The sequence below is a fragment of the Brevibacillus borstelensis genome (genome assembly GCF_003710865.1).
Classification (GTDB): domain Bacteria; phylum Bacillota; class Bacilli; order Brevibacillales; family Brevibacillaceae; genus Brevibacillus; species Brevibacillus borstelensis.
The window spans coordinates 65,194-78,897 of sequence record NZ_RHHO01000033.1 but is presented as its reverse complement, the minus strand read 5'-3'; the positions used below and the strand labels follow the sequence as shown (position 1 = coordinate 78,897).

Here is a 13,704-nt window from a genome sequence, read left to right as displayed (position 1 = left end):
GGAAAGAGGTGCAAAAAAATGAGTATGGTAACCCTCCCTGCCTGGTTTTGGGCGATTTATTACCTTTTTTTGTTTGCTACATTAGCCTTGGGCCTGTGGAGCCTTGCTCGAAAGAAAATGAAAAGCGCGTCGATTGTCGCTATCATCTTCGCAATCACCGTCCCTCTTGTCAGTTTGGTCAACAGCATCGGAAGAGCAGAGGGCACCCATGAATTGAATCATTTGATCAGTCAACTGCAAGAAGGTGCTGTCTGGTCTGTGTATGTCAGCGCGGGTTACTTGTATTTGCTGGTTTGGTGGATGCTTTTCTTCAGCAAGGGAAAGGACAAACCGAATAAATACGCTGCGAAGTAAAGAGTAGCAACTGCTTGCAGCCATCGTTTTCTCTTAAACTGGCTTCAGACATGCAAGACACAAAAACCGGAGCATCGCTCCGGTCAGACTGACGAGAAAAACCTATTTTCAAAAATTGAATGGCATAAGGATGGATAAAAAGTAAAAGCCGGTCTTCTTTATAAAGAAGAATGATCGGCTTTTGTTGTTAAACGAGAGCTCTTTGTTAGTATCGTGTTATCCCCTATCTTTCCGAAATACCTGCTTTACTCGCTCGATCTGAGCGAGGTGGTCACGGACATGCTGGACGCGTAATTCAAGCAGCTCTTTGAACGTGTACCGTATTCCATCGGGATATTTCCCGACCCGCTCAAGCTGCTTGGGAGTCAGATTTTCCAGAAGTGGCAACATGCTGGCCCGCAGATTTTGGAACAGGAGCAGATGCTGCTCTCGGTCCAACCGTCCATATCCCAGGTTATCCGTCCAGGCTTCCTGATCAAATGATAGCAGAAGCGGTTCTTCCTCAGCCAAGACTTTTCTTAGCCGATGTGTCGACAGGATTTCGTCATCCGTCACATGGATCACAATCTGATGGATGCTCCATTTGTCCGGTCCAGGTTGGAAACGCAGTTCTTCCTCAGACAATCCTTCGACGGCTTCTCGCAGCAGCGCATAGTCTTGGCTATAATCCTCGATCAATTTTTCCATCCGATCTTCTCCTTCATTATTATTTGTGTCATAGGAAGCTTTCGATAACAAATATTATTATTCGTTATAGAACAAATACCTTCTTGGTTTTACCAATAATCCGTCACCCTACAATGATTTCTTTGGAAGTTGCCTAAATGTTTAATCCACCAGTGGTTCCGTGGTTAGCCTCATTTATTCAGTTTTTTTGAACCTTTACGACCGGGACTCGTTTCAGTTCATACGTCCCTTCCAATATTCCTTCATGGATGACGTTCAGCTTTAGCAAGCTGGATATTTTTCCTGCATCCGCTCTCGACACCAGCCTCCACAAAGAAGCCTCAGGCAGGGCGTTGTACAGTCTGTCGTCGTAATATTCGCGCCTTTCCTGAAAGCTGATCGCCAACCTGTAATCACCAAGGATTACGGACCCCGCGTCAGGGTATTCTTCAAGGATTTCCTGTCTGATCCCCTGCAATTCTTCCTCGATTTTTTTCTGCTCTTCTTTTAGCTGATAATAGCGTGCCAACCGCGCTTCCATTCCATCGTCTCCCCCTTTGTCCATGTCGGTCGATATATATGAACAAAACAGGAGGGGTAGAACAGCGACTGGCAGCTTATTTCGGGTTAGACAGAGATGGGTTTAGCGGGCTTCATTCAATTTGGCGACAGGAAAAATTCTTGGTAACAGAAAAAACTTGGTTTCAGAAAACAACTTGATAACAGCATAAAGACGCGGCAGTCACCGCGTCTTTTCCTTGCCTGCTACAGATTTTTGAGCAGGTCGCAGCTTGTCTTATTCGTTTGCATCAGGCGTGACATTGATCGCTTCATTCGGATGCTTCAAGAGGAAGGTGGAGTATTCCACTTCCCATGGTGCCCATTTGCCTTCGCTGCCAAAGCCCCAGATCGACTTGAGTGTGGAAACGGTATCCGTATTGTTCAACCCGACGATCCGCTGCTCGCCCATCAGTTCAAACGTTCCGTTGTTGTCGATATCAATCGGCTGCAGCGAGCCGAACGGATAGGAATAGACGGACAAGTCGTCATCTTTTTTCAGCAGCTTGCCGTCCTTGTCGTACAGCTTGGCCATCTGATAAAGCTCTTTGTTTGCCTGTACATCGAGAATCAACGGCTGCTGCAGATGGGTCCCCTTTCCTTCCACCTTAAAACCGTTTGCGAATTTGCCCTCGTAGCGGATTCCTTCGTTTTCTTCTTCGCCAAAGATTACTTTCCCCTTGTTGTCCGCAAATGTCGCAATGACATGGTTGTAGATGCCTCCGCTGCCGCCTGTCGCCGTTTTGACAAAGGCATCGGCGACGTGATCTCCCGTAAAGTCGAGCAGAGTCAGCTCGCCCTCATAGCCGCCAAGGTCCTTCATCTCGGTTTTGCTGTAGGCTTTTGTCTTTCCGTCCTGAACCACGATGTTCATATCGGCGGCGTATATATCGTCCGCCTTTTCCTTTACTCCTACCAGGTATACCGTGTCCGCTACTTTATCGCCGTTGACATCAGCAGATTTTTGGTCGATGACATAGGTGTTCTTGTCCAGCTTCAGTTCTGCTGCTGCTGCAAACGGCTTTCCTTTCTCTGCGTCCGCATGAGCTACTTTTGTATGGGCCACCGTCAGACCAGTACCTCCGATTACGCCGGCAAGCAGCAGGAATGTAACGGGCTTCATCCATTTGTTATTCATTGTGATTTCCTCCTTGGTGATGGTTACATTCATAACTATAGGACGAAACCCCTTATCTTTCGTTACAAACGGATGACGAAACAAAAACAAAGAGGTAAAAATCTGCTATTTCACATGATTCAGCACGCTTTTGATCACTTCGACCGAATCTTGCTTGCGGTTCAGATTATAATGCTTGCGCACCGCTTGATAGACGGCATTCAAATTTTTGCTTGTCTTGTTTTTCCGATAGGCAGCTACCTGCTTGGTAAACTTCGGATGGTGGATCAGGTCGCGGCTCCAGTCCCAGGCCCGCGGCTTCAGCGCGTCCGCTCTTGCCTGCGCAAGCATTTGGTCAAAGCGCGGAACAGCAAATTCCGTTACTTTTTTTCGTATGGTATAGGTTCTATCATCGGATGGCCACGGGTCTGAGCCTTCCTGATACGCTCTTCCGTTGATGAACAATACATCCCGGTATTGCATCGGAACCATTTCCGGCTTGAGCTGGAGGCGGTAGTATTCCCAGCCATTGGCCGTTTTCCTTCCTAGCAAAACAAACGTGATGAAATCAAATAATCTTTCGTAGGCGTATTCCTCTATGTAATCATCCGGACCTATTGATGCAAGCAAGAAAAACTCAATCTCCATCTATCTCTGCCTCTACTTTTACCTTATTTCCTGCATCCCTTCCATTTGTCGAACGTCTTCTCACATTTCAACAGCACGATCGGTTTCCGTTTCCATAAACAAAAAAACGGCCAGACCGTAAATCTCGTCTGACCGCTTCCTACTGCTATTTAAACCATTGATCTATTCATCGCTGTCAACAGGAGCAGCCAAAGGCTGCAAGCCCATGCTCTCCAGCTTTTCATAAACACTTTTCAACTTGGGATTTCCCTCGCCGACAATTTCCCCGGAAATTACGACAAGCGGATACCACAAATCTTCCTCCAGTATGCGCTTCGCCCAGCTTTTGTCTTCTTCTGTCTCCGGCTGTTGAAAGTCGCTATACGTGATGCGGACATTGTCGTTCCCGTACTTGCGGCCAACCGCTGCCTGCAGCCATTCAGCCGTTTCCTTGGCTGAAGGCAAATTGACGCAGCTTGCACACAACTGCTCTGTACCGTACACCTTTATCTCCACACTCACGCTTTCCGCCCCCTCCACATTTTCTCCATCTTATCACTTGGAGAGCGCTTGTTCCAGATCCTCCATCAAATCCTGTACATCCTCGATTCCGACAGAGATGCGGACCAGGCCATCGGTAATTCCGAGCTCGGCGCGGCGTTCTGCCGGGATCGAGGCGTGCGTCATCCGTGCCGGAACACTGATCAAGCTTTCGACAGCACCCAGAGACTCGGCGAGCGTAAAATATTTCACTCGGGACAGCACTTCATCTGCACGAGCCGCACTTCCCACGTCAAAGGAGATCATGCCGCCAAAGCCGCGACCTTGGCGTTTCGCCAGCTCATGCTGCGGATGGCTGGCCAATCCAGGATAAATCACCCGAGAAATATCGCTTCGTTTTTCCAGCCATTCGGCCAGTGTACGAGCATTTTGCTCGTGCTCTTCCATCCGGATGCCGAGCGTTTTCATGCCGCGCAGCAGAATCCAGGAGTCCTGAGGACCGAGAATGCCCCCAATCGCATTTTGCAGAAAATGAAGCTCTTCCCCGAGTTTCGCATCCTTGGTTACGACCAGACCGGCGACGACATCACTGTGGCCGCCAAGGTATTTGGTTGCGCTGTGATAGACGATGTCTGCTCCAAGGTCGAGCGGATTTTGCCAATACGGCGTCATGAACGTATTGTCGACGATCAACAGAATGCCATGCTTCTTCGCAACCTTCGACAGCGACTCAATATCGCTTACCTTCAGGAGCGGGTTGGTCGGCGTCTCCATGATGATCGCCTTTGTTTCCGGGCGAATGGCTGCTTCTACAGCAGCTCCGTCACTCGTATCCGCATAGGTGGCTTCCAGGCCCAAACGCGAGAACACGCGGGTAATGACGCGGTATGTTCCCCCGTACACATCGTCCCCGACTACCACGTGATCGCCTTTGTTGAACATGGAGAGTATCGTGGAAAGCGCCGCCATGCCGGAGCCAAACGCCAGTCCACGCGCACCGCCCTCCAGCTCGGCGATATACGTTTCCAGGGCATGTCGGGTCGGGTTCCCCGTCCGGGAATATTCAAAGCCTTTGTGCTGGCCGATCGCTTCCTGCTTGTATGTGCTCACTTGATAAATCGGGACGGAAACTGCTCCTGTGTGTGGATCTCCCTCGATTCCTCCGTGAATCAGGCGCGTTTTGATGCGCATCTTATATGCCCCCTTGATAGATTTTTTTACTCAGATAGCGTTCGCTTCCATCCGCGAACAAGGTAACGATATTCGTCCCCGGCTTGGCGATTTGCGCTTCCCGCAGTGCCGCTGCCATGGCCGCACCTGCAGAGCTGCCGACCAGAATCCCTTCTTTCGCAGCGAGCTCCTTCACCAGTTTGAAGGCCTCCACATCCAGGATGGTATGGATCGCGTCGAAATAGCCGGTATCCATAAACGGCGGCAAAAACTCCATGCCGATGCCTTCCGTCTTGTGCGGACCGGGCTCGCCGCCGTTCAGGATGGACCCTTCCGGCTCGACAATCACGGTTTTGACCTGCGGATTCTTCTCTTTCAAGTACCGGGCTGCCCCCATAAACGTACCGCCGGAGCCTGCTCCCGCTACAAACACATCCACATTCCCTTCCATTTGTTCCCAAATTTCCGGTCCCGTTGTTTTGTAGTGTGCGTCCGGATTGGCCGGATTGGCGAATTGTTGCGGGACGAACGAGCCCGGGATGCTTGCGGCCAGCTCTTGCGCTTTCGCGATGGCACCCTTGATGCCCAGCTCGGTCGGCGTATTGACGACCTCTGCGCCAAGTGCGCGCATCAGCTCTTGCTTTTCCTCGGAAAATTTTTCCGGAACGCAAAAGATCACGCGGTATTCAGTCCCGACGGCCGCCAGAGCCAGGCCAATCCCCGTATTTCCCGCAGTCGGTTCGATAATCGTGCCGCCCGGCTGAAGCTGGCCGCTTTCCTCAGCAGCACGAATCAGCTCGACACCCAGCCTGTCCTTGACGCTTCCGCCAGGGTTGAAATACTCCAGCTTGGCAAACAAGCGGACGCCCTGCGGGAGCGAAAACTTCGTCAATTCGACAATCGGCGTATTTCCGATCAGTTCTTTAATATTTCCATATACGTTCACGGCACCAGACCCCTCATCGTATTTGTTTCGTTTCCGTTTTATTATAACATGAGGCCATAACAAAAAGTCCACGCGCGGAGCGCAAGCCGCCCAATTTATACAAAGTGCAGCGGCCGGGGAACCGGTCATGGATTTCTTTTGACACGAGGATTATAATAGAGGTAGGAATGAAAGGAGTGAGTACCCATGGATAACATGTTCGACCAAGTAGAAGAAGTCCTCGATAAATTGCGTCCTTATCTTCAACGCGACGGCGGCGACGTACAGCTCGTCGATGTGGAAGATGGCATTGTCAAGCTTCGTCTGATGGGAGCTTGCGGCAGCTGCCCTTCTTCGACCATCACCCTGAAAGCAGGGATTGAGCGCGCACTGTTGGAAGAGATTCCAGGCGTGAAGGAAGTACAACAAGTATTCTAAGCTGAAAAAGCCCTTTCCGGTCAGTCGATCGGCGAGGGCTTTTTTGCATGTGCGAAGCTTTTCGTCTCCGCCTCGCTATTCCAGGCGTGCCGCAAAAAATCGATCACATGGTCTATATACGCTTCCGGATCATGCGGATAGCTCCGCACATGCCCCGTTCCCGGTACGAGCCAGAGACGGGAAGCTTCGTGAGTCGCAAGCCGATACAATTGCTCGCTGTTGGAGCACGGCACAGTCGCATCTTTCGTTCCGTGGATGAACAAAATCGGCTTATCCGCCTGTCTCACAGCTTCATACGGCCTGACGTGCCTGGGGTTGGCCCGAAGCATGAGCGGGCTTAGCGTCAAAATCAGCCAGTTGAACGGGAAGCGGGGCAGGCCTGTCCACTGCGGCAAATTTTCCTCAAGATACTCCTGCAGGGAGTAGAAAGGCGAATCAGCAATGATCGTCTCTACCCGCTCGTCCAGTCCTCCCACCATCAGGGAGGTGGCTGCCCCCATGGAAAAGCCGACCAGGCCGATTTTTTGTTCGGGCCGCGTCTCTTTGACAAAGTCAATTGCACCCAGCAAATCCTGCTGTTCCCTAAGACCGATCGTCGTCAATGCCGGCGAGGATTCCCCGCTGTTGCGAAAGTCAAACAGAAGCACATTGTATCCTTTCGAGACGAGGTCGGCGGCAAGCGACAAGGCGGGAAGATGAGGCTCCAGGCGATTTTGTCCATAGCCATGAGAAAAAATCAGCGTCCTGTCGCTTTTCTCAAACCCGTTTCCTTCTGCCGGAATATACCAGCCGCGAATCGTTATCCCGCTCTCTCTGCTCGGAAAGGAGACGGACTCATAGGCCTGCAGCGAATACTCCTCCGGTCTGCTTTCCACCGGCTTTCGGCGGGGATGAGTCAGCTTCCAGGTAACACGCAGGGCTACCGCTGCTGCAGCCGCGATTGCTGCCACTGCGATCACGACTGCGATCATCATGATGTTCATACTGGTGTAACAGGCTCCTTTCCCTCCAAAACTGCCCGGATATTGACCGCGGCCAGCTTTGCCATCTCCATGCGTGTCTGATATGTAGCACTGCCAATATGGGGCAGGGCGACCACATTGGGCAGTGTGAGCAGCGGATGATCCAACGGAACCGGCTCCTTCTGGAATACATCCAATCCGGCGGCCCAGATTTTTTTCTCTGCCAGTGCCTTGTAAAGCGCCTCTTCGTCAACTGTACCGCCCCTGGACACGTTGACGAATACCGACGTCGGCTTCATCAGGGAAAACTCCCGCTCCCCGATCATTTTCGCCGTATCCGGAGTCAGCGGCGTCAGCATGACGACGTAGTCCGCCTGTTTCAAGAGATCATCCAGCTCGCGATACTGGGCACCGACCGCTTGCTCTGCTTCCGGCTTCCGGTGGCGGTTGCAGTACAAAATACTCATGCCAAAGCCCTTGGCTCGTCTGGCTACAGCCTCCCCGATCCGCCCCATGCCGACAATCCCCAGCGTCGCATTAAATACATTTTGCCCCGCCAGCAATGTCGGGCTCCACGACGTCCACTGACCCGCCAACAAAAAGCGGTTTGCTTCCGTGATTCGTCTGGCTGCCGCCATCAACAGGGCAAAGGTCAAATCGGCGGTTGCCTCGGTCAGCACATCAGGCGTGTTGGTTACCTGGATGCCGCGCTTTTTCGCTGCCGTAACATCGATATTGTCGTATCCTACCGCCATATTGGCCACAACCTTTAACCGTTTGGCCCGGGACAGCAGTTCCTCATCGACCCGGTCAGTCAGCATGGCAAGAAGTCCGTCAGCCCGCTCCGCTTTTTCGAGCAAAATCTCCCGCGGGCAGGGACGGTCCTCCTCCCATACGTCGACCGTAGCTATCTCTTTTACATACGCGATTGCTTCATTCGCTACTTGCCTCGTCACGAACACGATCGGTTTCTTCATCTTCTGGCCTCCACAACCAATCAATTTGCGGAATCGAAACGCCGTACCGCCGGTGAATGAACACCGGGTATGCTAGCAGCGCCTCTTCCATTTTTATCAGTTCCTCATCCAGTTGCTCCTGCCATCCGCTGCAGTCGACTTCCTGCTTCTCTTCGGGGGACAGCTCCCGGTAGGCTTCCACCACTTTGAGAAATCTCCCCGGATACAGCATCAAACCGTAAATGACGGCGTACTCGCTTTCCAAAAGGGGCGTCACGCTGTTGTACCCGTCGAGAAAGCTCGCGATCCGCTCTTCTTCCCATCCGCTGCGCTTGACCTCGGCCTTGATCCACTGCCCGATGTCGCGCGAGCGCATGTCCAAGACCCAGTTCCACTCTCCTGTCAGATGGGCGCCTCTTTCCTCGTCCCAGAGAATGAAGTCCTGTTCAAAATTCTGGTACGCCACTTTCCCGCAGGCAGATGTTTCCTTGACCACTTTGTCGTAATCGGCGTGGTACAAATATTGGACCGCTGTCTCTCCGAGCTGATGAACATAGGTGTAGCTGGTCAAGAGGTACTCGTCAAAAGCAGTGATCTCCACATCAACTTCGTCCATATCATCGCGATATCCTTCGTACTGGCGCAGCTTTTTCCGCCACATCGCAGGCCAGGTACCAAGCGAGCTGTAGGGCAAAAACAGCTTATCCCCTTTGAGCGATCCCGTCCCCTGATGGAAGTGGGCGAGTGCCTGCCCGCACTGGAATGCTTGATTTTCCGGAACCGTTTCCCTAAGTCCCCGGTACACATACAAAATCTGGTCGTCGTGGACGACGTGCTGCTGGCCTTTGACCGTCTTGATCAGCGCAAGAGGCTTCAGCACTTTTTGCCCGCTGAGATGTTTTCTTACCTTTTCAATGAACTTGTTTTTGTATTTGTAAACAGCTGGAGCTTCATAGAGATAGAACAATCCCTGGTCTGTCTTCAACCGCGCAGCGTTTCCGCTTCGACTGTAGTTGACGAGAGACAGTCCGTATGCCTCCTGCAAAATCGTATGATACTCCATCAGAACAACCCTCCCTGCACACCTTCTCATGAAGCAAGGTATGTCAGAACACCGGGATAGGTGCCTACTTCCTTGTAAATACTACCTTCGTGCCACGAATAAGCGTGCGAGGAGGTCCGGTTGATGAAAGAATACAGTCCGCTCAACAGCATGACCTGCTATGAAGTCACGCTGGAGCTGTTGAAGCAGCGAGGAGTACAGGTGGATGATATCGCAGAAATCGTGTTGTTCCTGCAAAAGGACTACTTCCCTCATCTGACCTTGGAAGCTTGCAGAGAAAGCGTAGCCGCCGTCCTGAGAAAACGCGAGGTGCAAAATGCGCTGATGACCGGGATTCAATTGGACATGCTTGCGGAAAAAAAGCAGCTTCTTTCCCCGCTTCAAGAAATTATCGAAACTGATGAATCCCTCTACGGCATCGACGAGGTGATGGCGCTGGCCATCGTCAATCTGTACGGCAGCATCGGATTTACCAACTACGGCTATGTAGACAAACTGAAGTACGGGAAACTGAAGCAGTTAAACGACAAAAGCTTTGGTGTCCATACCTTTTTAGACGATCTGGTAGGCGCAGTCGCAGCGGCAGCCTCCAGCCGCATTGCCCATCGGCAAAAACAGGAGGAAGAGTCCTGTCTATGAGGCTGCGACTCTGCGAATGATCTACGAGGAGATACGGCGAAGCCACTCCGACAAATCGGCTGCCGAATGCGTGGGACGATTGGGATGGTTCTGCGCATCCTCTGCACTGGAAAAACCGGTCAGGACGTGAAGCGTATCGATCCCGCTTCCGGCCCCTGCATCGATGTCGGTAAAGAGGTTGTCACCGACGATCAGGGTCTCCTCCGCTGCTGTTCCCAGCTTTTCCAGGGCAAGGCGGACAATGATCGGCTCCGGTTTCCCAATCACAATCGGCTCCTTTCCGGAAGCGACGGAAACAGCGGCTACCAGTGAACCGTTCCCGGGAAACAGTCCATTTTCCGAAGGCAGGGCCGCATCTCTATTCGTTGCAATAAATGTAGCCCCGTCGCGGATAGCACGTGCGGCGACTGTCAGTTTTTCATAGGTAAAGGCCCGGTCAATTCCGACGATGACGTAATGCGGCTTTTCCTCTGTCAAGACGAAGCCCTGACGCGTCAACTCCGTTCGCAAGCCTTCCTCGCCGATGACGCAGACCGGCGTGCCCGGTGAGGCATGTTCTGCCAGAAAATGAGCCGTTGCCATGGCAGAGGTATACACATCATCTGCCGCTGCGGCAATTCCCATGGCCTGCAGACGCGAAGCTACATGCTCCGATGTGGCAGCCGAGTTGTTGGTCAGAAAAAGGTACGGCACTTTCGCCTTACGCAGATGCAAAATGAATTCTGCTGCACCGGGTATGACTTCCTTGCCCCGGTAAATGGTTCCGTCAAGATCAAGCAAGTAGCCTCGGTATGTCTTCACAAAATATCCTCCTCTATGCAAGAAAATCCACCCGAAACCGAGTGGATGATTGTCGTTGTTGTTTTCCGAGATTATGCTTTGTTCGCTTCGCGAATCTCAAACACGCATTTCTCCCCGCCTTTGGCCATGCAGGTGGTCTGTTCGACATCTGCCTTCAAAACCCGGCGGAACAAAGAGAGCTCACAGCTGCAAGCCTGGTTGAATTCACGGGCTACCTGTGAAATGGGGCAGTTGAACTCGCGGATGCGATAATGCCCTTCCTCATCCGCCTTTTCCCATTCTACCATGTATCCTTTTTCGTTTTGCAGCTCAGCCAGCTTGGCCACTCTCTCTTCCAGGCTCCCCTGGACGTGGTTGCGATACGCCTCCTCCAGTCGGTTTTCACGACGGCGGAACAGCATTTCTACTTTTCCATTTCCATCTATATCCTGCAAATCGCGCAAGAAATCCAAGGTAAGATGGGAATAATTGCGCGGAAACAGCTCATCAGCCTCTTGCGACAGGGAATACACATTCGTCGGGCGTCCCATAGCCTGCCGAACCAACGTCGACTTGATCAGGTTATCCCGCTCTAGGGTGTTCAGGTGGCGCCGTACGGCCATCTCCGTAATCCCCAGATCTACGGCCATGTCACTGACAGAAAGCGACCCCTTCACCTTTAGCATACTCAAAATCTGGTCGCGGGTAGATGTGTTTTCGGTACTCATTGTATCACCGCCCTTTCCTCCATTGTACCGAACTTAGCCACTTTAGTAAACAAAAGAAATCGTTTTGTATATAAAATCCACGAGCGCCCTTAAAACAGCTCTTTTTCCAAATAGGCCCGGACTGCCGGCTCAAATTGCCGCAGCACAGGCAAACCATTTGCGGCCAGTGGAATCATCGCTTCGTGTGGAATCTTTGCGTATTCATTGACCAAAAACTTGCGGAATTCGACTATCTCAGTCAAAACGCGCGCCTGCTCGTCACTGATGACCTGCTCGTCCCGCAGAATCTCTACAATATCCGCATAGCTCCCCGGATCGCGCATAATAAATCCGTCAATCAGCGCATTGCCGACGTCCAGGATCGCTTCAATGGACAGATGCAGGGCTCTTTCCATCGCTGCAACCGCCACCCTGTCTTCAAGCAAAGCATCTTGCCTGCGAGATGCCAATGTTTCCAGGAGCGCGAGCATTTGCGACATATGCCCCAATACCTCATCGATCCGCTTTGTATTTACGTCGTACATGACAATCCCCCTCATGCGATACTGCCTCTCTTCCGATATTTGCGCAAAGCCAACCCGGGTAAACTGGGAATAACTAGTGAGGAAGAGGCATCATTTTCTGCGAATGGTTATTTGTTCCGTTTTTTGCGCTTTGCGTACCATATCGTAATGACAAAAGTAAGGAGTAAAACAACCAGAACCAATTCCCCTTCCTGCAAGTAGGAATTGCTCATTCGACTCACCTCTTTTCATCCAACAGTATACCAAAATTGTACGTGCTGTCACGAAAACCTGTGGTTTTTTGTGTTACAATGAGTTTTGAGTTTTTTGCGGCACAAGGAGGAGCTTGAAACAGTGGAACGCGAACTGGCATTGGAAGTCGTACGTGTAACGGAAATGGCAGCCCTGGCATCTTCCCATTGGTTGGGACGCGGCAAGAAAAACGAAGCGGACGGAGCAGCTACCAACGCCATGCGGACGATGTTTGACACCATCAATATGCGGGGAACGGTCGTCATCGGCGAAGGCGAGCTGGATGAGGCCCCGATGCTGTACATCGGCGAAAAGCTGGGCCATGCCGAATCAACGGGCCCAGAGGTAGACGTGGCGGTAGACCCGCTGGAGGGTACGACCATCGTCGCCAAAGGCCACAACAACGCGATGTCGGTCGTTGCGATCGGAGACAGAGGCACGCTTCTGCACGCGCCGGACATGTACATGATGAAAATGGCCGTAGGCAAAAGAGCCGCAGGCAAAATTCATCTCAACGACCCTGTAGAAAAGATGATCGAAGTCGTCGCTCAGGCAAACGGCAAACGAATCCAGGATGTTACCGTCATCATCCAGGAGCGGGAGCGGCATCAGGAAATCATCAACGCTGTAAGGGAAAAAGGGGCTCGCGTCAAGCTGTTTGGCGACGGCGATGTCGGTGCGGCTATCGCAGCCTGCATGCCGCAAACGGGTATCGATCTCTTCCTCGGGATCGGCGGTGCTCCGGAGGGCGTTATCAGCGCGGCTGCGATCAAATGCCTGGATGGGGATATGCAAGCACAGCTACGGCCTCAAAACGAGGCCGAACGCCAGCGATGCATCAAAATGGGGCTCAAGGACCCCGAGCAGCTGCTTACCCTGAGCGATCTCGTCAAGGGGGACGACGCGATCTTCGCTGCGACGGGCGTTTCGGACGGCGAGCTCTTGAAGGGCGTCCGCTACCTGGGTGATGACCTGGTAGAAACCGATTCGATCGTAATGCGTGCCAAAACGAAAACCATCCGGTTCGTTCGGGCATTGCACAATCTCACCCAAAAACAATATCTTATCGGGAGGTAGAGGGAAGAACATGTCCAACGATTTGTTTTATCTATACGACGAGTCAGAGGAAACGAAGACCCGGTTCGTCAGCTTTATGGCTGAGTCGACCCGCTTCGATCTGGCCATCATGACGACGAATCGCTTTTACGGAAAAAAGCTGGTCATAAACATACAAAACGGCCGCTCCGCCATCATCGGCAGCGATGACCTGGAGGAAGAGGGCTACTTGGAGTTCGCCTTTAATTTGAATGAAACAGAGGCAGCAGAATTGAAGGCGTTTCTGGAACAGATCATCTACACAGCAGGGGCGGGCGACAGCGACTAAAGACCCTTTGCGAAAAGAAACACAAGAAAACGGTCAATGATCCAAAAGAGCATGCAAAAAAAAGCATGTTCTTTTTATTTG

At 51.9% G+C, this 13,704-nt stretch carries 18 protein-coding genes; 5 read left to right on the top strand and 13 right to left on the bottom strand.

Annotated elements, in window-relative coordinates; translation table 11 throughout:
- The first annotated feature begins 18 nt into the window (after positions 1-18).
- On the top strand, positions 19-354 hold the full coding sequence (locus EDM54_RS16360) for a hypothetical protein (protein WP_003389710.1): 336 nt from the start codon (positions 19-21) through the stop codon (positions 352-354).
- 216 nt (positions 355-570) lie between these two features.
- Here EDM54_RS16360 and EDM54_RS16355 read toward each other — a convergent pair whose 3' ends face one another.
- The 7 genes from EDM54_RS16355 to cysK form a co-directional block, all read right to left on the bottom strand.
- On the bottom strand, positions 571-1,041 hold the full coding sequence (locus EDM54_RS16355; protein ID WP_122958461.1) for a DinB family protein: 471 nt from the start codon (positions 1,039-1,041) through the stop codon (positions 571-573).
- A gap of 178 nt (positions 1,042-1,219) precedes the next feature.
- Positions 1,220-1,561: a hypothetical protein gene (locus EDM54_RS16350; RefSeq protein ID WP_003389713.1), complete on the bottom strand. Its 342-nt coding sequence runs from the start codon at positions 1,559-1,561 to the stop codon at positions 1,220-1,222.
- 255 nt (positions 1,562-1,816) lie between these two features.
- Positions 1,817-2,716, bottom strand: a complete 900-nt coding sequence (locus EDM54_RS16345) for a YybI family spore inner coat protein (protein ID WP_024983092.1) — start codon at positions 2,714-2,716, stop codon at positions 1,817-1,819.
- A 105-nt stretch (positions 2,717-2,821) separates the two neighbouring features.
- Positions 2,822-3,343 carry a hypothetical protein gene (locus EDM54_RS16340; RefSeq protein WP_003389716.1) on the bottom strand — a complete coding sequence of 174 codons (522 nt, stop codon included), beginning with the start codon at positions 3,341-3,343 and terminating at the stop codon, positions 2,822-2,824.
- Positions 3,344-3,505: 162 nt separating this feature from the next.
- Entirely contained in the window at positions 3,506-3,844 is a 339-nt protein-coding gene (locus EDM54_RS16335) for a YuzD family protein (protein ID WP_003389717.1), read from the bottom strand.
- Positions 3,845-3,877: 33 nt separating this feature from the next.
- Positions 3,878-5,014, bottom strand: a complete 1,137-nt coding sequence (locus EDM54_RS16330; RefSeq protein WP_024983091.1) for a bifunctional cystathionine gamma-lyase/homocysteine desulfhydrase — start codon at positions 5,012-5,014, stop codon at positions 3,878-3,880.
- Position 5,015: 1 nt separating this feature from the next.
- Positions 5,016-5,939 carry a cysteine synthase A gene (gene cysK, locus EDM54_RS16325; protein WP_003389719.1) on the bottom strand — a complete coding sequence of 308 codons (924 nt, stop codon included), beginning with the start codon at positions 5,937-5,939 and terminating at the stop codon, positions 5,016-5,018.
- Positions 5,940-6,134: 195 nt separating this feature from the next.
- On the opposite strand from cysK, the gene EDM54_RS16320 reads away from it, so the two are divergent.
- Positions 6,135-6,356, top strand: a complete 222-nt coding sequence (locus EDM54_RS16320; protein ID WP_003389720.1) for a NifU family protein — start codon at positions 6,135-6,137, stop codon at positions 6,354-6,356.
- Positions 6,357-6,376: 20 nt separating this feature from the next.
- On the opposite strand, the gene EDM54_RS16315 is transcribed toward EDM54_RS16320, so the two are convergent.
- From EDM54_RS16315 to EDM54_RS16305, 3 genes are read right to left on the bottom strand one after another with little or no spacing between them, the layout of a single operon-like run.
- Complete coding sequence (locus EDM54_RS16315) at positions 6,377-7,339, bottom strand: alpha/beta hydrolase (RefSeq protein WP_122958460.1); 963 nt, start codon at positions 7,337-7,339, stop codon at positions 6,377-6,379.
- Entirely contained in the window at positions 7,336-8,295 is a 960-nt protein-coding gene (locus tag EDM54_RS16310) for a 2-hydroxyacid dehydrogenase (protein ID WP_031932715.1), read from the bottom strand. The genes EDM54_RS16315 and EDM54_RS16310 overlap by 4 nt, the downstream gene beginning before the upstream one ends.
- Entirely contained in the window at positions 8,252-9,337 is a 1,086-nt protein-coding gene (locus EDM54_RS16305; RefSeq protein ID WP_122958459.1) for a YutH/CotS family kinase-like spore coat protein, read from the bottom strand. The genes EDM54_RS16310 and EDM54_RS16305 overlap by 44 nt, the downstream gene beginning before the upstream one ends.
- Positions 9,338-9,460: 123 nt before the next feature.
- On the opposite strand from EDM54_RS16305, the gene EDM54_RS16300 reads away from it, so the two are divergent.
- Positions 9,461-9,976 carry a phosphatidylglycerophosphatase A family protein gene (locus EDM54_RS16300; protein WP_003389724.1) on the top strand — a complete coding sequence of 172 codons (516 nt, stop codon included), beginning with the start codon at positions 9,461-9,463 and terminating at the stop codon, positions 9,974-9,976.
- A gap of 21 nt (positions 9,977-9,997) precedes the next feature.
- Here the strand turns inward: EDM54_RS16300 and nucF are convergent, their stop codons facing one another.
- The 3 genes from nucF to hepT all read right to left on the bottom strand — a co-directional run bounded on the left by nucF (position 9,998) and on the right by hepT (position 12,008).
- The gene (gene nucF / locus EDM54_RS16295) at positions 9,998-10,777 is read right to left on the bottom strand and encodes a 5' nucleotidase NucF (protein ID WP_003389725.1); all 780 of its coding nucleotides are present in this window, start codon (positions 10,775-10,777) and stop codon (positions 9,998-10,000) included.
- A 71-nt stretch (positions 10,778-10,848) separates the two neighbouring features.
- Positions 10,849-11,484, bottom strand: coding sequence for a helix-turn-helix transcriptional regulator (locus EDM54_RS16290; RefSeq protein WP_003389726.1), 636 nt, complete (start codon positions 11,482-11,484; stop codon positions 10,849-10,851).
- Positions 11,485-11,573: 89 nt separating this feature from the next.
- Positions 11,574-12,008, bottom strand: coding sequence for a type VII toxin-antitoxin system HepT family RNase toxin (gene hepT / locus EDM54_RS16285; RefSeq protein ID WP_024983086.1), 435 nt, complete (start codon positions 12,006-12,008; stop codon positions 11,574-11,576).
- Between the two features lie 333 nt (positions 12,009-12,341).
- On the opposite strand from hepT, the gene glpX reads away from it, so the two are divergent.
- The gene (gene glpX / locus EDM54_RS16275) at positions 12,342-13,316 is read left to right on the top strand and encodes a class II fructose-bisphosphatase (protein ID WP_003389729.1); all 975 of its coding nucleotides are present in this window, start codon (positions 12,342-12,344) and stop codon (positions 13,314-13,316) included.
- 10 nt (positions 13,317-13,326) lie between these two features.
- Entirely contained in the window at positions 13,327-13,623 is a 297-nt protein-coding gene (locus tag EDM54_RS16270) for a DUF3055 domain-containing protein (protein WP_003389730.1), read from the top strand.
- Positions 13,624-13,704 lie beyond the last annotated feature (81 nt).